This is a genomic window from Nostoc sp. (genome assembly GCF_036917465.1).
In the GTDB taxonomy this organism is placed as follows: domain Bacteria; phylum Cyanobacteriota; class Cyanobacteriia; order Cyanobacteriales; family Nostocaceae; genus Nostoc.
Genome location: NZ_JBALDL010000096.1, coordinates 106380 through 128753 on the forward strand (window position 1 = coordinate 106380; position 22374 = coordinate 128753).

The 22374-nt window shown below is 42.1% G+C and carries 16 protein-coding genes; 12 read left to right on the forward strand and 4 right to left on the reverse strand.

The window, feature by feature from the left end; all coding sequences use genetic code 11:
- Positions 1 to 60 precede the first annotated feature (60 nt).
- On the reverse strand, positions 61 to 984 hold the full coding sequence (locus tag V7K38_RS26350; RefSeq protein WP_334862174.1) for a J domain-containing protein: 924 nt from the start codon (positions 982 to 984) through the stop codon (positions 61 to 63).
- 177 nt (positions 985 to 1161) lie between these two features.
- Between V7K38_RS26350 and V7K38_RS26355 the strand changes: the two genes are divergently transcribed.
- Positions 1162 to 1536: an NINE protein gene (locus V7K38_RS26355; protein ID WP_334862176.1), complete on the forward strand. Its 375-nt coding sequence runs from the start codon at positions 1162 to 1164 to the stop codon at positions 1534 to 1536.
- Positions 1537 to 1549: 13 nt separating this feature from the next.
- Complete coding sequence (locus tag V7K38_RS26360) at positions 1550 to 2083, forward strand: ComEA family DNA-binding protein (protein ID WP_334862178.1); 534 nt, start codon at positions 1550 to 1552, stop codon at positions 2081 to 2083.
- Positions 2084 to 2203: 120 nt separating this feature from the next.
- Here the strand turns inward: V7K38_RS26360 and lepB are convergent, their stop codons facing one another.
- Positions 2204 to 2776: a signal peptidase I gene (gene lepB, locus V7K38_RS26365; RefSeq protein ID WP_334862180.1), complete on the reverse strand. Its 573-nt coding sequence runs from the start codon at positions 2774 to 2776 to the stop codon at positions 2204 to 2206.
- Positions 2777 to 4528: 1752 nt separating this feature from the next.
- Here lepB and V7K38_RS26370 point away from each other — a divergent pair.
- Positions 4529 to 5440, forward strand: a complete 912-nt coding sequence (locus tag V7K38_RS26370; RefSeq protein WP_334862182.1) for a polysaccharide deacetylase family protein — start codon at positions 4529 to 4531, stop codon at positions 5438 to 5440.
- Positions 5441 to 5718: 278 nt separating this feature from the next.
- Here V7K38_RS26370 and gltB read toward each other — a convergent pair whose 3' ends face one another.
- Entirely contained in the window at positions 5719 to 10482 is a 4764-nt protein-coding gene (gene gltB, locus V7K38_RS26375) for a glutamate synthase large subunit (protein ID WP_334862184.1), read from the reverse strand.
- Between the two features lie 760 nt (positions 10483 to 11242).
- Here gltB and V7K38_RS26380 point away from each other — a divergent pair.
- The 9 genes from V7K38_RS26380 to V7K38_RS26420 all read left to right on the forward strand — a co-directional run bounded on the left by V7K38_RS26380 (position 11243) and on the right by V7K38_RS26420 (position 20872).
- Positions 11243 to 13285, forward strand: a complete 2043-nt coding sequence (locus tag V7K38_RS26380) for a phosphodiester glycosidase family protein (protein WP_334862186.1) — start codon at positions 11243 to 11245, stop codon at positions 13283 to 13285.
- A gap of 287 nt (positions 13286 to 13572) precedes the next feature.
- On the forward strand, positions 13573 to 13992 hold the full coding sequence (locus V7K38_RS26385; protein WP_334862188.1) for a cupin domain-containing protein: 420 nt from the start codon (positions 13573 to 13575) through the stop codon (positions 13990 to 13992).
- A 228-nt stretch (positions 13993 to 14220) separates the two neighbouring features.
- Positions 14221 to 14550 (forward strand): HesB/IscA family protein, encoded by a 330-nt coding sequence (locus tag V7K38_RS26390; RefSeq protein WP_334862232.1) that lies wholly within the window; start codon positions 14221 to 14223, stop codon positions 14548 to 14550.
- Between the two features lie 125 nt (positions 14551 to 14675).
- Positions 14676 to 15062, forward strand: coding sequence for a 30S ribosomal protein S12 (rpsL, locus tag V7K38_RS26395; RefSeq protein ID WP_094331155.1), 387 nt, complete (start codon positions 14676 to 14678; stop codon positions 15060 to 15062).
- Between the two features lie 528 nt (positions 15063 to 15590).
- The gene (rpsG, locus tag V7K38_RS26400; protein ID WP_094331156.1) at positions 15591 to 16061 is read left to right on the forward strand and encodes a 30S ribosomal protein S7; all 471 of its coding nucleotides are present in this window, start codon (positions 15591 to 15593) and stop codon (positions 16059 to 16061) included.
- 138 nt (positions 16062 to 16199) lie between these two features.
- Positions 16200 to 18278 (forward strand): elongation factor G, encoded by a 2079-nt coding sequence (gene fusA, locus V7K38_RS26405; RefSeq protein WP_334862190.1) that lies wholly within the window; start codon positions 16200 to 16202, stop codon positions 18276 to 18278.
- Between the two features lie 23 nt (positions 18279 to 18301).
- Positions 18302 to 19531 carry an elongation factor Tu gene (gene tuf / locus V7K38_RS26410; RefSeq protein ID WP_334862192.1) on the forward strand — a complete coding sequence of 410 codons (1230 nt, stop codon included), beginning with the start codon at positions 18302 to 18304 and terminating at the stop codon, positions 19529 to 19531.
- A gap of 179 nt (positions 19532 to 19710) precedes the next feature.
- On the forward strand, positions 19711 to 20028 hold the full coding sequence (gene rpsJ, locus V7K38_RS26415) for a 30S ribosomal protein S10 (protein WP_008232935.1): 318 nt from the start codon (positions 19711 to 19713) through the stop codon (positions 20026 to 20028).
- A gap of 196 nt (positions 20029 to 20224) precedes the next feature.
- A complete protein-coding gene (locus V7K38_RS26420) occupies positions 20225 to 20872 on the forward strand; it encodes an LON peptidase substrate-binding domain-containing protein (protein ID WP_334862194.1) in 648 nt (215 codons plus the stop codon).
- A gap of 87 nt (positions 20873 to 20959) precedes the next feature.
- On the opposite strand, the gene pheA is transcribed toward V7K38_RS26420, so the two are convergent.
- Positions 20960 to 21850, reverse strand: a complete 891-nt coding sequence (pheA, locus tag V7K38_RS26425; protein WP_334862196.1) for a prephenate dehydratase — start codon at positions 21848 to 21850, stop codon at positions 20960 to 20962.
- Positions 21851 to 22374: the final 524 nt, after the last annotated feature.

Consider the following 22374-nt stretch of genomic DNA (forward strand, 5'->3'; position numbering starts at 1 on the left):
AGTCTAGGTGAGTAATCTGATGACTAAGCTTCGGTTTTAGTAAGGTTTGTTACCCAAATTTCAACACTTGACTTGAGAACCTTTTCTCTGTGTAAACCGACTTAATAAAGCCGCAATACTCATAGCTTTAGCCATTGATTTAGGATTGGTGTTTTCGCCCAGTTTAATTTTCAGTTCGGAAGCGTATTTTAAAGCTAGTGAATTTTGCGGATTCAGTTTTAATGCTTGACAGATATAAACCCTAGCCATCCCGATAAATTTCTGTTTGAGATGTACCAAACCTAATAAGGCATAATAGTCGCTGTTATTTGGCTCTAACTTGATGGCATCGCGCAGTTCTTGTACGGCTAGGGGCCATTTGGTTAGCTTGACGTATTCAATAGCTCGCTGGTAATGACGTTGAGCGTAGTTTGTCAAAACTGGTTTAACTTCAGTTAATGTAAATTCAACTGGGTTGACTTCTACTTTAGGGATGATGGGAACAACTTTTTGTGGTAGGAAGAGGTCTGGTTTATGGAAGCGTAAGTATACTAAATTTAGTATAGTAATTTGTTGCGTCACCTGATAAAACTGATCTAGTGATTTGTATTGAGCTTCTGCATAACAGGCGATCGCTTCTTCGTAAAATAATTCTGCTTCGGGTGTAGGCATTTCCATCATTTCCTGAGCTATGGCATTTTTAGAAGACAAAGGCTTCTGATCCAAAACTCTTGCATCGGAGCGCAGCATAGCGATCGCAATTAAGCGCTTCTGTCGATTTTTCAGTTGTGCATAAGCTGGATTGATTAAATGGCTCAATATTGCCGTTGCTAATTGTTGATCTGAATTACAGTTTTTAGTATTGCGATCGGGATGTAACAATTTCGCTAAAGTGTAATAGCGTTTGAAAATCTGGCGATCGTCAGCAATCATAGAGATTCCTAAGACAGCGTAAGGATCGCAAAGCTTTTCAACCCATCCCGACGGTAGTAAGGTCTGTGACATAGTAGTAATAAAGCTGTTAAAAACTTAAAATTAGCATCAAAGCTCAATGCACAGTCATGTGAAACTTACTCAAATTTCTTCAAAATTGTGTGTGGGACTTTCAAAAGTCTGGAGGGGAAGCCAGGTAGTTGACTATCTGATTGTCGGAACTGTGGTATTGATAGATTTATTAGAAATATGTTGACTAAGCGCAAAAGTCGAAGTATTGCTGCTGTTTTAGCTTTTTCTGGCACGCTAACAATTTCAGGATTACATAAATTCTATCTAGGACAACCGTTGTGGGGTATTTTGTATGTGCTGCTTTCCTGGACACCCATTCCCAAGGTAGCTAGTGCTATTGAGGGAGTTTGGTATTTAGCCCAAGATGAAGAAGCTTTCGATCGTAATTTTAATCTTGGCAAGTCAGCGACAAGAAACTCACAAAAGGTAAGTAATCAGATAGGAGCGATGGCTGACGCAATGCGAGAATTAGATGCTTTGCGCCAAGATGGACTGATTTCAGAGTATGAGTTTGAGCAAAAGCGCCGCCAATTGCTAGACCAGATTTCTTGAGGTAAGCGATAAGATGAATAACTGGCTACCTTTGAATCCCAGACTGCAAAAACTCCGCGCCAAGCTCCTCAACGATCCTTACTATCGCCTGCAATCTGGGGAAGAAATTCAAATTGCGGCAAAATTAGGTATTCGCATTGATGCTAATCAAGCCACTGTCGATGATTGGTTACGTTTACCAGGTTTGTCAATTCACCAAGCGCGATCGCTTGTAGAACTTTCGCATTCTGGTGTTAAATTTTACTGTATTGAAGATATCGCTGCGGCTTTGGCTATACCAGCGCCGCGCCTGGAACCATTAAAGCCTCTGCTAAATTTTATTTACTACGATCGCGAATCTCTAGACAATCCGACCCATTTAGTCAATCCGAATACAGCAACAGTCGAAAACTTAGCCCAAATTCCATTTATAGATTTGTCTTTAGCAGAAGCAGTTGTTCAAAATCGGCAATCAGTAGGACCTTACCGTAACCTAGCTGATTTTCAACGACGGCTAGAGCTAAGTGGTGATGCGATCGCTCAACTGATGTATTATTTAAAGTTTTAAGTTAGAAGTTTTAAAATAACTCCTAACTCTGCTAATTTTAGATTTTGAGTTGCATTTTTGGTGCGCTGACAGCGCAACTTGGATTGAAGGAAAAATCTAAAATCCAAAATCCAAAATTAATTAAATAAACCCAATGCGATCGAGCGGCCAAAAACGAAATGTTGCCCGACCAATGACGTTTTTTCTAGGTAAAAAGCCCCAATAGCGAGAGTCATTACTATCATTGCGGTTATCTCCCATGACAAAAAATTCATCTTCTGGGACTTTGACTGGTTGATATGGCTGATTTGGTGGTTCAGCAATATAGTCTTCTGCCAATGGTTGACCGTTGAGATAGACTTTGCCAGAATCAACACTAATTACCTCACCAGGCTCACCAATAACCCGCTTGATAAAAGCTTGGTCTTTAGGATATCCCCGACGTTGTAGTTCTGCGGGTGGCTGAAAAACAATAATATCCCCAGTTATGGGAGGGTGAAAATGGTAGGATACTTTTTCAACTACCAAGCGATCGCCAGTATGTAAGGTTGGCAGCATCGAATCAGAAGGGATATAGCGGGGTTCGGCAATAAAAGTCCTGATCAGAAGTGCTAAAAATAATGCGATCGCAACTAAAATCAGATTTTCTTGCCAACTACGCAATACTTTTAACGACGCATGTTTTTCTTTTACATCACTTTCGTGAGGAATCATAAAAATTTGTAGCCAGTTTCAGAAGTGGGACAAATACCTTGATTATTTTGACTCAAAAGGTAAGTAGAGCGCCGTAAATAATTAAAGGTTTGTAGTGGGGCTTCAGCCCTAATTTGAGAAATTAAGCCTTCTCTACAAGACGCTACGCGAACACTACAAGCTAATTCCAATTTAATTTACATTCCTTAATATATCTTGATTTTTTCTTGCCTACTTACTTATACTTATACTTATAAACAATTTAGGTCTTGCATCAACCCATATAGATATTAAATAATACAGTTATTACGTCTACTAAACACAAGTAAAAGTACTGTCAATAAACGATGACATGTCTTAGGGAATACAAGCAAATCATCAAGATTCCTGGATAATTAAGAATCCTAATTCTAATTGTTGCAATTATAAGGCAAGTTATTGGATAATTTTCAGTTCTACTTCCTCCTGTCCTCTACCTTTCTTCGGTATAGGCTGATATGATGTGCAGTAAATTGCCCATAGTTCTCGCCTTACCCCTCCCCAAGGCATCATAAGGTTCCCCATAGGGCGGGTGGGGTAGTTTTATTATCGATCGTTGAGCAGATTTGATATCGGCTGAAGGAAAATATATTTTGATATGTATTATTAAGTGATATTACATAAGATTCATTGCTATTTAAATGTACTTTTAAATACAAAATCTTAGCTTTGTCAAGGTATATAGTAAAAAAATACATTTTGCACTTACGTGTAGAATTTAATAGTTCAATAGCATAAATGCCACATAGGACTCAATATTGATTTAAAAAACTTGCCTATATGTATTCGATTTTTTACGTAATTACACGGTGACACTAGATGTTAGATTGTACTATTAATAAGATATAAATCTCCTAGATTATCGAGAACAAGATTAACAGACAAAATTCACTAGCAATTTAGGCTAAAGGTATCAACATTAAAAATAGGACTAAACTACCGATAAAATTATTTTTGCTAAATCAGTCAAAAGTATCTAGATTAACGCATAAGTGCCCCTTGGCAATGAGAAACTATATTTAATCAATTTTCGTCTGGTCTATTTCATAGAAAGTGCAAGGTAATATTCTGTGAGTCGAAAACTTAACTTTTTCTTAAAAAGGAACAAATGGCAGCAGGCAGTAGAATATATCTTATCAAGAATAGAACTAATAGTTTCCTATACTCTTTTTTGAAAGATACCCCTTCCCTTGTAAGTAGTTTTGGATGTTAATCAAATAATTCACAAAGTTGTATAACTTACAATTTTGCTGTCAGAAGGTCTGAAGATAAAAATTTCAGCTTGTGAAAACTGCAAATTATAGGCGCAACAGTCTAGCTCAATCTTATTTATAAAGCTATAAAACTTGAAATGTTCGTGTTGCCTTAGCGGTGAAATGAAAGACAGAAACTAATTCATAATTCCTATTTAAGAGGATGTTGGGGTGTGGCTAATTATCTAATTTTGCTCCTTCTTGGAGCTAGCGTTAAGAATTTGGAAGTATAGACTTTGCCTTCGATGAATGGGTTGATATTAAACAGTACTAAGTATTGTGTAAGCGCTCATCCAAATCTAAAGTATGTAGATTCAGTTAAAGCGGTATAGTCTATCTTCTCAATGGTAAATCTTCGTTAGCCCCAATTCCAATTTTCAGGATTATCAGAAAGTAACTGGTATCTAAGATATCTAAAAAATGTGCTATAACGTACCGTCATAACCGGGGTTGATGGTTCGATATTTGAAGGAGCAATGAGGTGGAAAACAATAAGTCGTTTCTGTGGCCAGAAGGAATATTAATTGCACTGCTTGCTTTAGGTGGTGTTTTTAGCCTTGCTTTTATGATGCTTCTAAGACCAAATGCTTCGGAAGCTCAGATTAGACAAAATATAGATATCAAGGATGTAGCTGCAAACGTAGGAACTCAGCAGCGCATTGAGAAATTAAAAGCAGCAATGCTTACAAGTTGGCAACAAGAAGCACAAACAAAAGGACTATCTTATGCAGTACCATCACGTTTTCAAGGGGCAATAATTAACGAGGCAAAACTCACTAACGGAGAGAAAGTGATTGCTCTCACCTTTGATGATGGCCCTTGGCCTGACACTACAGAGCAAGTATTAGATATTCTGAAATCAAATAATATCAAAGGAACGTTTTTTGTTGTTGGGCAGAATCTAAAAAACTTTCCAGAAATAGGAAAGAAAATTGTAACTCAAGGTCACGTCATTGGCAACCATACTTGGCATCACTGGTATCACTTCTTTAATCCACAAGCAGCTGCTTTTGAAATTGATCGCACAGAAGACCTAATTTATCAAGTTACAGGTGCTAAAACAAATCTGTTCCGACCGCCTGGGGGTGTCATGCACAATGGATTAAATGCTTATGCTAAAGGGCAAAAATATACTGTGGTGATGTGGTCGGCTGACTCTACAGATTACAAATTACCATCTGTACCAAAGTTGATAAATAACGTAATTAAAGATTCAAAACCTGGTGGTATTGTGCTGATGCATGATGGTGGTGGCAACCGTTCTAGAACTATACAAGCTTTGCCAGAAATTATTAGCAATTTTAGAAAACAAGGCTATCGCTTTGTGACTATTCCAGAACTTTTAGAAATGGAAGATGCAGATAAAAAGCTGCTTGCTAATAAAAAGCACTAATTATAAATTATGGTTAATTTGTCAATAGTAATTGGCTAAAAACTAAAATTCATCATGAATAATAAGGTATTTCGCTGGCGTTCATAAATTCCTAAACTATAAATGTAGCCTTTTTCTGTTTTTTTGTTGTAGAAGTATTCGTTTTTAGATTATTCTTTGGAATGTTCCACGGAGCTATTACAGGAGTATTTTTAATTAAAATTATCAAGCATAGGTTGCCGTAAAACCTTGGTAGATACAATTTATAAATTGTGCCTACCAAGGTTTTATTCCGATGTCTAATGACTAGTCACTAAACTGAACTCAGTTTTTTTTTCAGGATTAGCTTCGGGACTATCAGCTTCAGAAGGTGGAACCAACTGCCAGAATTTCGGTAAAAATTCTTGCCAGTTTTGCAGAATTTTCTTCGCCTTTGGTGAACCAGTGCGTTCTGCATGAGTTTGGATTAATTCTTGCAGTTGTTTCGCACCTGCTTCAGTAATTACCCGTTGGATTTTGACAATTTCCGGGTTGACTAACTCACGAAATGAGTCATCTTCATCTAAGAAGTATGCGAGTCCACCAGTCATGCCAGCAGCAACGTTGCGTCCTACTTTGCCGAGGACGACGATCGCACCACCAGTCATGTATTCGCAGCAGTGATCTCCAGCACCTTCAATCACTGCGATGCCTTTGGAGTTTCTCACAGCAAAGCGTTCTCCGGCTAGACCGTTGGCAAATAACACGCCACCAGTCGCACCATAAAGGCAGGTATTGCCAACTATGACGTTTTGTGATGCGTTATATGTAGCATCAGTTGGAGGTTTAATGATGATTTCACCACCATGCATCCCTTTACCTACGTAGTCGTTTGCCTCTCCTTCCAGAGTCAGAATTATGCCGGGAAGGTTGAATGCACCAAAGCTTTGCCCTACGCTACCTGTGAAGTTGAGATTAATTTGCCCCTCAAAGTCACTATCACCGTATTGAGAAGCGATCGCACCCGCTAATCTTGTACCCACTGTTCTGTCAGTATTAACAATGGGATAAGTCTTGGTGACAGTGGATTGATCCCTAATGGCAGTCTGAATATCGGGATCGGCAAGGAACTTGTCATCTAAAACCACGCCGTTGCTATGGACTTCTTCATGTACTAACCAGCTACGGTTGTCTCTACTATCTGGTAGCTGAAGTAGACAATCCAGATTTAGCGATCGCGTTTTGGTAAGTTTTGCCTCCTCGCGCAATTTCAACAAATCTGCACGCCCAATGATTTCTGACAATGAACGGTAACCAAGTCGTGCTAACAAACTCCGCACTTCTTCGGCGATGAAGTAGAAGAAGTTGACAACCTTTTCCGGTATTCCTGTAAACCGTTTGCGGAGTTCTTCTTGCTGAGTAGCAACACCCACAGGGCAGGTATTCTTATGGCAAACTCGCGCCATGACACACCCTTCGGCAATCATGGCAATGGAACCAAAGCCGAATTCTTCACCGCCCATCAATGCACCTATTACCACATCCCAGCCACTTTTTAGTCCGCCATCTACACGTAAAATCACGCGATCGCGCAAACTATTTTCCATCAAAACCCGATGCACTTCGCTTAAACCTAATTCCCACGGAGAACCAGCGTGTTTAATCGAACTAAGCGGAGATGCACCTGTACCACCATCATGTCCAGAAATTTGGATAATATCAGCGTTTGCCTTGGCCACACCAGCCGCGATCGTGCCAATGCCAACTTCTGAAACTAGCTTCACCGATACCTTTGCTTTGGGATTAATTTGATGCAAATCAAAAATCAGTTGCGCTAGGTCTTCAATAGAATAGATATCGTGGTGCGGTGGTGGTGAAATCAGCGTTACACCTGGCTTCGAGCGCCTTAACATCGCAATGTATTGGCTCACCTTGGGTCCTGGCAGTTGTCCACCTTCTCCAGGCTTGGCACCTTGGGCAATTTTGATTTCAATTTGTTTGGCGTTCACTAGGTACTCTGGCGTGACACCAAAGCGTCCTGAAGCAACTTGTTTAATGGCACTATAGGCTTTATCCCCATTCCGCAATCCTTTTAGATGGGGTAGGGTTGGCGAGTGACCAGACTCGTCTACATCATCTAAAACTTTATAGCGCACTGGGTCTTCGCCGCCTTCCCCAGAGTTAGATTTACCGCCGATGCGATTCATGGCGATCGCTAAAGTTTCATGGGCTTCTCTTGACAAAGCGCCTAAAGACATGCCACCGGTGCAGAAACGTTTGACAATATCAGCTACCGATTCTACTTCTTCTAGAGGAATTGAAGTGCGATCGCCTTGGAAGTCTAGCAAGTCTCGCAATGCCGTTACCGGTCTGCCTTGGAGATGCTTTTTGTAAACTTCGTAATGGTCGTAGTTTTTGCCATCTAGAGCCTTATGCAGCGCCTTAACCATTTCGGGGCTATTCATGTGGTACTCGCCGCCAGGACGGTACTGCACAAAGCCCAGGTTTTCTAACTTTTTGGTCGTCAGTTCTGGGAAAGCTTTGACGTGGAAGGAAAGCACTTCATCAGCGAGTTCGCTAACACTTAAACCACCGATGCGGGAAGTCGTACCACGAAATCCGAGTTCGATTAAATCTCCACCGAGACCAATAGCTTCAAAGATTTGGGCTGCTTGATAGCTGGAAAGCAGAGAAATTCCCATCTTGGAGAGAATTTTCAGCAAACCTGACTCTACTGCTTTGCGATAGTTTCCTAAAGCTTGTTCTACGTTGAGGGTTGGAAGTTTGTTCACCTCCATTAACCTTTGGGTTTTGGGATCAACGCACCAATCACGAACTGTATCCAAAGCCATATATGGGCAAACTGCGCCAGCACCATAGCCAATCAGACAAGCAAAGTGATGAGTACTCCAGCATTGGGCAGTATTGACAATCAGGGATGTTTTCATCCGCAACCCTTCCCGAATCAGGTGATGATGTACAGCACCCACTGCTAACAAGGGAGGAATATATGTATTTTCTGTACCGATCCCTTCGTTGCCCCCCTTATTAAGGGGAGCCAGTGCGTTGGGCGGCTCTGCCGACTTGAAACAACTGGCGTGGGTTGGGGGGATCTGGTCGCTTAAAATTAAAATCTTTGCACCTGCCCTGACTGATTCAGCTGCTTGTGCTTGTAAAGATTGGACTGCGGCTTTTAATCCTTCAGTACCAGTGGCGATCGCAAATAAGGTTGACAACTCAGCTGTAGCAAATCCTGACAGCTTAATTGCCTCTAATTCACCATCCGTTAACACTGGCGATTCCAGTTTCAATCTCCGAGCATATTCTGGCTTGGGTTCTAATAAGTTACCCCGTTCACCCAGTTCGACTTTCAGAGACATCACTAGCTTTTCCCGTAGGGGATCGATCGCCGGGTTAGTCACCTGAGCAAAGCGCTGTTTGAAATAGTCATAAAGCAGGTGGGGCTTTTGTGACAGCACTGCTAAAGGAATATCATCCCCCATGCAGAAAGTCGGCTCTGAACCTGCGATCGCCATTTGGTGAATCACCATTTCTACATCTTCTGTGGTGTAGCCAAAGGCAGTTTGCAGTTGAAGTAAGATTTGCTTGTCAATTTTGTCTGTAATATGGCTGTTACCATTTTCAGCAGCTAGGTGTCTATTTCCATTACCATCTGACGACTTAACACTGATAAGTTCTTTGAGTTCTTGACGGTACTGTTGCAGCCATTCTCCATAAGGGTGCTGCTTGGCAATGCGCTGCTTAATCTCCCAATTCTTTAGCACTTCATGGTTGACTAAATCCACGGCAATCATTTGTCCTGGGCCAAGTCTACCTTTTTCGACAATATCAGCTTCTGGAAAGTTCACTACACCAGCTTCGGAAGCGACAACAATGTAGTCATCTTTGGTGATTATGTAGCGAGCTGGTCTTAAACCATTACGATCTAGTGTTGCACCAACTTTTTTGCCATCGCTGAATACTAAAAGTGCTGGCCCATCCCACGCTTCTTGCAGACCACTGTAATATTCGTAGAAATCAACAATTTCTGGAGAGTCATTTAAAGAAGGTTGATTTTGGTAAGCCTCTGGAACCATAATCATTAAAGCTTCCAAGGGGCTGCGTCCAGAACACACCAGTAATTCCAGTACGTTGTCTAGGGTTGCGGAGTCGCTGTTATCAATATGAACTAAAGGTTTCAGTTCCTTGATGCGATCGCCCCATACAGGATGATTCAGGCTAGCTTCTCGTGCCATCATCCAGTTGATGTTACCCAACAAGGTATTAATTTCGCCGTTGTGACCCAAAAGCCGCATCGGTTGAGCTAGAGGCCATTTGGGCATCGTGTTTGTACTAAAGCGGCGGTGGTACACTGCAAAGGCGCTTTTGTAAACCGGATTTTTTAAATCTTGATAAAATTCTCCCAATACGGCAGAACGCACCATGCCTTTGTAAACAATTGTGCGATTTGACAAAGAGCAGATATAAAATTCTTCTGAGATATTGGTTGCAACTTTACTAATTCGGCGGCGGGTAATATACAACTGTCGTTCTAATTCATCGCCACTTTTGTCAACAGAAGCTAACAAAACTTGTTCAATCTGGGGTTGATTTTCTCTTGCTTGTACACCCAGTAAATCAGATTGCACTGGTACTACTCGCCAGCCCACTACAATCAATTTTTCTTCAGTTGCTACTTGCTCAACTGCTATCCTAGCTTTTTGTGCTGCTTCCTGGTCTTGTGGTAGAAATATCATCCCCACAGCCATATTATTGATGGATGGAAATTCCCTCCCCCTTTCGGCAAAGTCTTGTTGGAACAAATCCCAAGGGATAGCTGTCAAGACTCCAGCACCATCACCAGAGTCTCGATCGGCGCTACAACCTCCCCGGTGTTCTAAGCAGGTTAAAGCAGCTAAGGCTTTTTCGACAATTTCGTGGCTGGTATGATTCTCACGATGAGCAATAAAACCTACACCACAGGCATCTCGTTCTTCTACTAACCACTTTTGCCCCTGATAGGTATCTCTTGAGTTTATATTCGCTGTGATTTTCTGGTCTTGATTCATCGGCTGATTATTCATACCCTGTTCCTGAAGTATTGAGTTACCAATTTTGCCACTACTTACGGAAAAAAATTTATAAATTCCGCGATGGAGAAATAATATACAAGCACCGAAATTTAGGGAAAAAAAATTTTAACTTCGGTTTTACTTTCTTAGTTCCCCCGTGTTAAAATAGTTGCGTCTTGTTTATGTATTTATGCGGTATTAAACAATTTACATCTGCCAAGACATGATTTTTGCCCTGACAGTTTCTTTTTTATATTGTGAAGCTAAGTATTTTATCAATTCCCTTTTTCCAGATGCACGGTAGCTTCTCACAGAGCTTATTTCGGCTCACCTAAAACAAAACTGAAAGCTGTCCTATCTTTTAAAGCCGAACTCATCCCGATCCGGCAATAAAATCAGCGTATTACAGTATATACCCATTTGACAATTCCCAAATATTGTTGTTGTCTGGAGTTTTTCTGCTTACCAGTTGACACATATATTACTATTAACCACACCTCACTGAAATAGCAACATTCAGTCAGGATCGAATATCTTAATCTACTTTTGATAACCAATACTACCGTGTATAGTCTGGTTAGAATTAGTGCCAGTTAAAACACTTGCTTACACTGAATTTAATGTCTAAATTTGTTTATCTCTAAAAGATATAACTAGGCAGTATATAGATTAACATAATTTTTAAGAAATCAAGTCATGTAATCTTTACATTTCCAAATAATTAGTTAGTTTATACCTTGGGGTGATAGTTTTCAAAAGTAACTTGTAAATTATGGTAAAAATGCCGAGTTGTTGCCAATTAAGGATTAGCGATGGCTCCGCCAACGCCGAACGCAAATTTTTCCGGGCTACTGTCTCACCAATACTTTTAACAGTACTGTGCTTAACGAGTACCTGTGCTACCAACGCCCAGGAGTCACCGAAAAACAGCAAAGAAATACTGATTTCCCAACCTGTATCACCTTTAACAGGGGTAGCATCTTCTGGTAATCAAATTTCCCTTAATGGTCGTACTTTACCAGGAACTTGGTTGCAGCAACCTGGAAAATCTGGTCGGGTGACAACTCATCTCAGCGATGGGGCATTCAGACAACTAATAGGAGTAAATTTCTTAAACACTAGTAATTCAGCGAAGCAACCAATACAGTGGTTTTCATCGATGACAAAGCCACTGGTTTTATCTACCAGGCTACTAGGAGCATATCGCTACCTTGATATTAGCAATTTTGCTCAAACATCTGGATGGGAAATCCGAACCAATGGTAACACCTTGGTGATTGCTACCCCAAAAGCACAAGTCACAAATATTGTTCAGAGTCAGCAACTTTCAGACGCGAGTGTTAATTCTTTACAACAGGCTCGGATTCTTGTGGATTTAGATCGTCCAACTCCTTGGCAAGTAGCACAAGGATCAGCGATCGCAAAACCGCAAATTCCATCTTCCGATCTAGACACGCCAACTCTCAAACCCACCACACCGCCAAATCGAGAGTGGACAATTACCCTGGATGGAATAGCCGATCCTGTTTTGATAGAACGCTATACCCCCCAGCCACCAGCAGCACCACCAGCATTACTGCCAAATTTACTCAAACAATTATTACCCGTTGCACCAACACAACCAATACCACCAGCCCCTGATCCATTGATTCAAAAAGTGGAGGTGGTGAAAAACCAAACGATTATTAGCCTGAGCGTTCCCTTTGGTCTATCGCCTCAAGTTAGCACTGTAGCTAACCCCAATCGCCTCATTATCGATATTCGACACGATCCTCTGGAAGAACGAGATATTACTTGGACTCCGGGATTGCGCTGGCGACAAAATTATGTCGAATTAGGCACTCAACGCTTTCCAGTAGTCTGGTTAGAAGTTAATCCCCGCAAATTTGGGCTAACGCTGAAGCCTATGTGGGCTAGCCCTAATGGACTTGCGGGTACTGCTCCCTTAATTCAAACAGCCCAACGTTACTTAGCAGTAGCTGGAATTAACGGTGGTTATTTTAACCGCAATAACAAATTACCATTAGGTGCGATTCGCCGGGATAATCAGTGGTTATCAGGCCCTATTCTTAACCGAGGTGCGATCGCTTGGAATGATTCAGGCCAATTTTACTTCGGTCGTCTCACCTTAGAAGAAAGTTTAATAACTGCAAATAACCAGCGCTTACCAATTCTGTTTCTTAATAGTGGCTACGTCCAGAGTGGCATTGCCCGTTACACCCCAGCTTGGGGAGCAACTTACACACCCTTAACGGATAACGAAATTATCCTAGTGGTACAGAAAGACCAAATTACTCAACAGTTCCCAGGTGGCAAAGTTGGTGGGACGGCCGTTCCCATTCCCCAAGATGGCTACCTACTAACTTTACGTGCTAACGCTGCGAGTGCTGCCTCACAGTTACCTATTGGCAGCACAGTAAGTATTTCCAGTAGTACTACTCCCACTGATTTTAGTCGTTATCCCCACATTATCGGAGCCGGCCCGCTATTAATCCAAAATCGCCAAATTGTTCTCGATGCCAAAGCCGAAAAATTCAGCAATGCCTTTATTGCAGAAAAGGCTATTCGTAGCGGCATTTGTACAACTGCAACAGGCACACTGATGATAGCTGCTGTACATAATCGTGCCGGCGGTTATGGGCCTACATTAGCCGAACATGCCCAACTAATGCAACAGATGGGCTGTGTAGATGCCTTAAATTTGGACGGCGGTAGTTCTACCAGCCTTTACTTAGGAGGGCAACTACTCAACCGCTCTCCTAGTACTGCTGCTCGTGTTCATAATGGAATTGGTATTTTCCTCAAACCACGATAATCAGAGAGATGAGGGGGACAAGGGTGAATTATTTAAGAAGTTTCTTTCACAATGCCTAATGCCCAATCTGTTTTTAAAGTTTAGAACAAGCTATCATTTTGCTTGATGAAGACTTGGTGTAGATACAAGAGTTTTAGTAGTGATGATTTACACCATCACGTTTGATTTTGCTATGTTTATCAAGGTGCGACAGAATTGCTGATTTCCAACGTTGCAAGATAGCGCCAGATTTTTTATCAATAGTTAAGAGTACTAACGGTTTGTTTATGTCTTCAAATGAGGTAACTATGGCTAGATATCAAGAAACTACACAGACTGAGACTCTACACCTACCTTCAAATATCACTTCCAGAGGCATTGCTGCAACTGAGTTACGTCCTTGGGGTGCTTTTACAGTCTTAGAAGAAGGGCGCGGATACAAAATCAAGCGCATTGAAGTTAAGCCCGGACACCGCCTGAGTTTACAAATGCACCACCACCGCAGCGAACATTGGATTGTCGTCTCTGGTACAGCTAGGGTAACTTGTGGCGAGCAAGAAGTACTACTGAGCAATAATGAGTCAACTTATGTACCCCAGTGTACATCTCACCGTTTAGAAAATCCTGGCGTGATTCCCTTGGTATTAATTGAAGTGCAAAATGGCGAATATTTAGGAGAAGATGACATTATCCGCTACCAAGATGACTATGCCCGTACTAAGGATTAAACCTCTAATCTAAAAACTGAATACATTTTTGTGTAAACCGTCTTTGCGAACCACCGCACCCCAGAAGTCCCTACCTAGTTAAGGTCGGGACTTAATCGTGTTGTGCTATAAATGTAGTAATAGCGATCGCGTTCATGGCTTTGGTAATTTGGAATTTTTGACAAGCAAGAGTTAACCCATCTATCTGTAAAATGAAGATGGGGTATTCAATTGCAAAAAACGATTTCCATGATTCATCTGAGTCAAGCAGCCGCAAATGAAATTGGGCGAATAAAGTCCAAGCAGCAGCCAAATGTGTTGTTTCGATTGGCAGTAAAACCAGGTGGTTGTTCCGGTTTTTTTTATGACATGTCCTTCGATGAAGCAATAAAAGTTGGCGACCAAGTTTTCGACTTGGATGAGATGAAAGTAGTCATAGATGCTACAAGCTTAAATTACCTCAACGGTTTGAGGGTAGATTATTCCGAAGACTTAATGGGTGGTGGTTTTCGCTTCCACAATCCCCAGGCGATCGCAACCTGTGGCTGTGGGAATTCCTTCTTTACAACTAATCAATAGTCCTTAATTAGCGCTCGTTTGCTAATAAATAAGGAAAAATTACAATTGACATAAAACACTAAAAAACGATATAATCAGGATTTGTTAAAACTTAGACATATAAGCAGCTTTACGCGCTGTAACTCATGCCAACAATACAGCAGCTAATACGCACTGAGCGCGAACAAGCGCGTCAGAAAACCAAGTCACCGGCTCTGAAACAATGCCCTCAACGTCGGGGAGTTTGTACCAGAGTATACACGACCACACCAAAGAAGCCTAACTCCGCTCTACGGAAAGTAGCAAGAGTCAGACTTACCTCTGGATTTGAAGTCACAGCTTACATTCCAGGAATTGGTCACAATTTACAAGAACATTCAGTTGTGATGATTCGTGGCGGTCGGGTTAAGGATCTACCAGGCGTGAGATACCACATTATTCGTGGCACCTTAGATACAGCCGGAGTCAAAGACCGTAAACAAGGGCGTTCCAAGTATGGAACCAAGCGTCCAAAAGCAGCAGCGAAAAAATAGGATTAGGCGATTAATCGCACCCAACACGATTAATCGTTTACCTTAAAAACGCTCAAGGACAAAAAACTATCAGGGTCTGTGTTCTAAGAGCAGTTATGAAAGCTGCTCAAGTCTGTTTAAAAAAATCAAGCAAGCTACACCTACACTAAGCGAGCAAGTGTAGAAGTTCTGAGGAGAACGCTGTAACCCACGGCATAATTCTCGTCTGAACATTAAGGTTTAGAATCTTGCCACCGTGAGTATTTAGTTGCAGGTAGCAAGTCAATGAATTTTAGATTTTAGATTTGCAATTTTGGATTGGTCGAACCCACAAGGGGATGAGACTTACAGACTTTTGATTTTTTCCAATCCTTGTGGTCGGAACGTCTACCAAAAACTCTAATCCAAAATTGGCAGTAAATAGGTCAGCCCTGCTGTAACAGTCAAAAACAAAATTGAAAAAGTCTGAGGGTTGGGTTCCACAGCTTTTAGTTTCCGGTGTCTGATAGCATATAATTTCGTTGCCAAATTCCGAATTAAAGGTGAAGTATGTCTCGTCGTGGTGTTATTCAAAGGCGCCCAGTCCCGTCTGACTCTGTATATAACAGTCGCCTTGTGAGCATGATTATCAGGCGGATCATGCGTCATGGCAAAAAATCACTTGCCGCCCGAATTGTTTATGAAGCATTGAAAACTATAGAGGAACGCACTGGTAACGGTGCTTTAGAAACCTTTGAAAGAGCAGTGCGAAATGCCACACCTTTAGTAGAAGTAAAAGCTCGGCGAGTAGGTGGAGCAACTTACCAAGTACCAATGGAAGTGCGTACAGAACGGGGTACTACCCTAGCACTGCGTTGGTTAGTGCAATATTCCCGGTCTAGACCAGGCCGGACAATGGCAAGTAAATTGGCAAATGAGTTAATGGATGCTGCTAACGAAACTGGCAATGCGATTCGGAAACGCGAAGAAACGCACCGGATGGCAGAAGCTAACAAAGCATTTGCTCACTATCGTTATTAAGTAGAAAAGCGATATATCGCCTTGCCGAAGTGGTATATCGTGGATTTACAAAAAGCAGACGGTTTTCCGTAAAAGTATAGAATCTTAACAAAGAGTAATATACAAGATATCATGAGGCAAAAACTATAGGAGGTAGCTGTGGCACGCACGATCCCGCTAGACAAAGTACGCAACATTGGTATTGCGGCGCATATAGATGCGGGCAAAACAACAACAACAGAGAGAATATTATTTTACTCTGGGATAATTCATAAAATTGGCGAAGTTCATGAAGGAACTGCCGTCACAGACTGGATGGAGCAAGAGCGGGAGCGGGGAATTACCATTACTGCGGCTGCTATCAGTACCAGCTGGAAAGATCATCAAATTAACATTATCGATACTCCGGGTCACGTAGACTTCACAATTGAAGTTGAGCGTTCCATGCGCGTGTTGGATGGCGTAATCGCAGTATTTTGTTCTGTGGGCGGCGTGCAACCGCAGTCTGAGACAGTGTGGCGACAAGCAGAGCGCTACAAAGTACCTCGGATCGCCTTTGTCAACAAAATGGATCGCACCGGAGCGAACTTTTATAAAGTTCACGAGCAAATTCGCGATCGCCTACGGGCGAATGCGATCGCCATTCAACTACCAATTGGTAGTGAAAACGACTTCCAAGGGATCGTTGACCTAGTAGGGCAACGGGCGTACATTTACGCCAACGACCAAGGTACTGATATCCAGGAAACTGATATACCGGAAGAATTGCAAGCGCAAGTAGACGAATTCCGCACCAAGCTCATAGAAGCCGCAGCAGAAACCGACGATGCTCTGATGGCTAAGTACTTCGAGGGCGAAGAACTTACAGAACAGGAAATTCGGACTGCCATTCGTAAAGGCACAATTGCGGGGACGATTGTACCAGTACTTTGCGGTTCAGCATTCAAAAACAAAGGCGTGCAGTTGATGCTGGATGCCGTTATCGATTACCTGCCTGCGCCAAGTGAAGTGCCACCCATTCAAGGCTTACTGCCCAATGGCGATACTGTTGAGCGCCGAGCTGATGACAACGAACCCTTAGCGGCTCTGGCATTCAAGATTATGGCTGACCCTTACGGTCGCCTAACATTTGTTCGCGTTTATTCTGGTGTCCTGAAAAAGGGCAGCTACGTTCTCAACGCTAGTAAGAATAAAAAAGAACGGATTTCCCGCTTAGTTCTCATGAAAGCAGACGATCGGCAAGATGTCGATGAACTGCGAGCGGGTGATTTGGGAGCAGCTCTGGGATTGAAAGACACCTTGACAGGTGATACCCTCTGTGATGATGGATCGCCAGTAATTCTGGAATCCCTGTTCATTCCTGAGCCTGTGATCTCGGTAGCGGTTGAACCCAAAACCAAGAATGACATGGACAAGTTGTCCAAAGCTCTGCAATCTCTCTCAGAAGAAGACCCCACCTTCCGCGTCCGCGTCGATCCCGAAACAAACCAAACCGTGATCGCCGGCATGGGAGAGCTACACCTAGAAATTCTAGTAGACCGGATGTTACGAGAATTCAAGGTGGAAGCGAATGTAGGTGCGCCGCAAGTAGCTTACCGAGAAACAATTCGGAAAGCTGTGAATAAAGTTGACGGCAAATTCATCCGCCAGAGTGGTGGTAAAGGTCAATACGGTCACGTTGTGATCAATTTGGAGCCTGGAGAACCCGGTACTGGCTTTGAATTCGTCTCCAAAATTGCTGGCGGTACAGTACCTAAAGAGTACGTTGGCCCAGCAGAACAAGGAATGAAAGAAAGCTGCGAATCCGGTGTTCTAGCTGGATATCCGTTGATTGACGTTAAAGTGACGCTAATTGATGGGTCATACCACGATGTAGACTCTTCAGAAATGGCTTTCAAAATCGCTGGTTCAATGGCGATGAAAGAGGCTGTGCTGAAAGCTTCACCTGTCATCTTAGAGCCTATGATGAAAGTTGAGGTTGAAGTTCCTGAAGACTATATGGGTAACGTCATTGGCGACCTCAACACCCGCCGAGGGCAGATTGAAAGCCAAAGCACCGAAAAGGGACTTGCTAAGGTAACATCAAAAGTTCCACTGGCGAGTATGTTTGGCTACGCCACTGATATCCGGTCAAAAACGCAAGGTCGGGGTACCTTCACAATGGAGTTCAGCCACTACGAAGAGGTGCCTCGGAGCGTAGCTGAAACTATCATTGCAAAAAGCAAAGGGAACGCTTAGTTAAAATAAGGAAATGAGTATTCATGGCACGCGCAAAGTTTGAAAGGAATAAACCCCACCTCAATATCGGTACTATTGGCCACGTTGACCACGGTAAAACCACGTTAACAGCAGCCATCACTATGACCTTGGCGGCTCTTGGTCAAGCTACAGCTAAAGGCTACGACCAAATCGATAACGCGCCAGAAGAAAAAGCACGGGGTATTACCATCAATACCGCTCACGTTGAGTATGAAACCGCAAATCGGCACTATGCTCACGTAGACTGTCCAGGCCACGCTGACTATGTGAAGAACATGATCACTGGCGCGGCTCAGATGGATGGAGGCATCCTCGTAGTGGCTGCAACCGATGGCCCTATGCCCCAAACCCGCGAACACATTCTGTTAGCAAAACAGGTGGGCGTTCCCAGTCTGGTTGTATTCTTGAACAAAGAAGACTTGATGGATGACCCAGAACTCTTGGAACTAGTAGAACTAGAACTCAGAGAACTGTTAAGCAGCTATGACTTCCCTGGCGATGATATCCCCATTGTCAAAGGCTCTGGTCTACAAGCTCTCGAAGCAATGACCAAGAATCCTAAGACTAAAAAAGGTGAAAATCCTTGGGTAGACAAAATCTACGACTTGATGGATGCTGTGGATTCTTTCATCCCCACTCCTGAGCGGGATGTTGATAAGCCCTTCTTGATGGCAGTAGAAGACGTGTTCACCATCACAGGTCGGGGTACTGTGGCTACTGGACGGATTGAACGCGGGAAAGTTAAGGTTGGCGATACTGTCGAGCTAATTGGTCTCAAAGACACTCGGACTACCGCCGTCACCGGGATTGAGATGTTCAAGAAGAGCCTCGACGAAGGTCTGGCTGGAGATAACGCGGGTGTACTACTGCGTGGTCTCAAGAAAGAAGATATCGAGCGCGGTATGGTGATAGCCAAACCAGGTTCAATTACACCTCACACTCAATTTGAAGGTGAAGTGTACGTCCTAACAGAAAAAGAAGGTGGTCGTAAGACTCCATTTTTCGCCGGCTACCGTCCCCAGTTCTATGTACGGACAACCGATGTAACTGGTACTATCAAAGCCTACACCTCTGATGATGGCAAAGAAGTAGAAATGGTGATGCCAGGCGATCGCATCAAGATGACAGTAGAATTGATCAACGCGATCGCTATTGAACAAGGAATGCGCTTCGCTATCCGCGAAGGTGGACGTACCATCGGTGCTGGTGTCGTCTCCAAAATTATCAAATAGCACCTTTTCGCTCATAACAAAGGAGCAGAGATGGTATAATTCATCTCTGCTCCTTTCTCTTCCCTCTATAAATAAGGTAATAGGTTGCAGGGGACAGGTAATAGTTTTCTGTAACCTTTACCCTGTAATCTTTAACCTGTAAATAATCCCCTAATTACGCAGAACCTGGAAAATTAAAGATGGCAACTCTACAGCAGCAAAAAATTAGAATTCGCTTACAAGCCTTTGACCGACGCTTATTAGATACATCTTGCGAGAAGATTGTAGACACAGCTAACCGCACCAACGCTACAGCCATAGGCCCAATTCCTTTACCCACAAAACGCCGGATCTATTGTGTGCTGCGATCGCCTCACGTAGATAAAGATTCACGGGAACACTTTGAAACCCGTACTCATCGCCGGATTATTGACATTTACCAGCCTTCTTCTAAGACTATAGATGCTCTGATGAAATTGGATCTACCATCGGGTGTAGATATCGAAGTCAAGCTTTAATTAGTTATTAGTTATTGGTCATTTGTAAATAAACACAGGATAACTGACAAAGGACATTAGTATAACTATTTAGATAGCCCTGAGAAATATGTCTCAGGGCTTTTATTTAGCTAGGAAACAAATGATAGAATGTAGACAAAGTACGGGAAAAGCAGAGAAAAACTATTTTTAAGATTAAGTTTATACCAAGGTAACAATGACATCATCTTCTAAAATTGCAGTTCGTGAACTACCTCTGTTCCCGTTACCCGAAGTAGTTCTGTTTCCTACTAGACCATTGCCTCTACACATCTTTGAATTTCGCTACCGAATCATGATGAACACGATTTTGGAGAGCGATCGCAGATTCGGTGTTTTGATGTTCGATCCAGTCAAAGGTACAATTGCAAACACTGGTTGCTGTGCGGAAATCGTTCATCACCAAAGGCTGCCAGACGATCGGATCAAGATGTTGGCTTTAGGGCAGCAAAGATTTCGTGTATTAGAGTATGTTCGTGAAAAACCATACCGTGTTGGCTTAGTTGAGTGGATTGAAGACCAAGCACCAACTAAAGATTTGCATCCTTTGTCAACTGATGTAGAACAACTACTGCGAGATGTTGTGCGTCTATCAGGTAAATTAACTGAACAAAATATCGAACTGCCAGAAGATTTGCCCGATCTACCAACAGAGCTATCTTATTGGGTTGCTAGTAATCTTTACGGTGTCGCCGCAGAGCAGCAATTATTGCTAGAAATGCAAGATACTGCAACTCGTTTAGAACGGGAATCAGAAATTTTAACTTCTACTCGTAATCACTTAGCAGCTCGCTCTGTTCTCAAAGACACGTTTAATGAAAAGTGAGGAATTAGGAGTTTAAGAGTTAGGAGTGTGAGTGAGAAAGAAGTAACAAAAAATAATTTATATTTCCTAACTGATAACTGATAATTCTTAACTCCTAAATTCTGAGGTCGAAGCGCTGATAGGTAAAACATTGTAAGCGCCAAGAATTTTTAAAATCTCTGTGTGGATAGTTAATTCTGCTAAAGCAGATTGCATTTGTGCTTCATTGACATCTGCTTCTAAATCCATGAAAAATAAATATTCGCCTAGCGATCGCTTCGTCGGACGAGATTCGATTCGGCTAAGGTTAATTCCTAGTTGAGCAAAGATTTGCAAAGGTTTGACTAATGCTCCGGGTGTGTTAGCAGGCATACTAAAAGCCAGCGATGTATGACTGGTAGGTGTAGTTGATGTTTGGTATCCAGCGATCGCCTCACCCTGACTTACGACCCAAAAACGAGTACAGTTTTCTGGATAGTCGTTAATACCAATGGCAAGTATGGGTAGGTTATAGAGTTGAGCGGCTCTACTAGAAGCGATCGCAGCTGTTGTTGTTTCTTGCTCTAATCGCTGTAGTGCTTCGGTTGTAGAATTGCTGATAATAATCTGTACAGTCGGCAGAAACCGCTCTAACCATCCCTGACATTGTGCCAAAGCTTGCGGGTGAGAGTAAACAGTTTTAATCTTATCTAAGCTAGACGCACAAGAAATTAAGGTATGAACAATCGGTAATACTAAAGCTAACTGAATTTGCAAACTGTCTAACTGCCACAATGTATCCAGTGTTGTGGTAACACTCCCTTCAATAGAATTTTCTACTGGCACAACAGCTAAGTGAGCTTTACCATCAGCAACGGCACGCAGTGATTGTGGGATGGTGGGATAGGGACATAACGTAGCTTCAACTCCCATACTTTTAGTCAACCAGTTGAGATAAAGAACAGATGCTTGTTCTGTGTAAGTGCCGGGAGGCCCTAAATGTGCGATCGATAGAGTCATGTTTTTAACCTTGAGTTGCGAGTTTAATGTGTAAACAAAGATTATGAGATTTTGGGTTTGGCAAAAATATCCAAGATTTACTCTTAATAAAAATTGTTATCTCTAAAATTTACGCACTAAACCAATAGACCGAAATATGTATCGAAGAAAACAAATTATTAAAATGAGTCTTTTAGCAGATAGATTTTCTGGCAGTTTTTTTTATTAAATTGCTCTGAATATTTCACAGCAATTATGTTAATCTTTAACCAAAAAATTAACCATATTCTTTACTTTTTGTCAAGACTTAAATATTAATCTTAGCCTTTTCAATGTGACTCATAAAATCTCTGATCTTTTCTCAGCGTTCTCTGTGCCTCTGCGGTTTAAAAGTATTTTTTTAACCAGAGAGACACAGAGCATAGAGCTTAAAGAGAAATTTATTGACCAAAATTTTTACCCACCTTGAAAGGGCTAGTCCTAATGTATATTTCTTGAACTAAAGATAATGATGAGCGTACCAAATTTTTGCTAATGCTGTATAA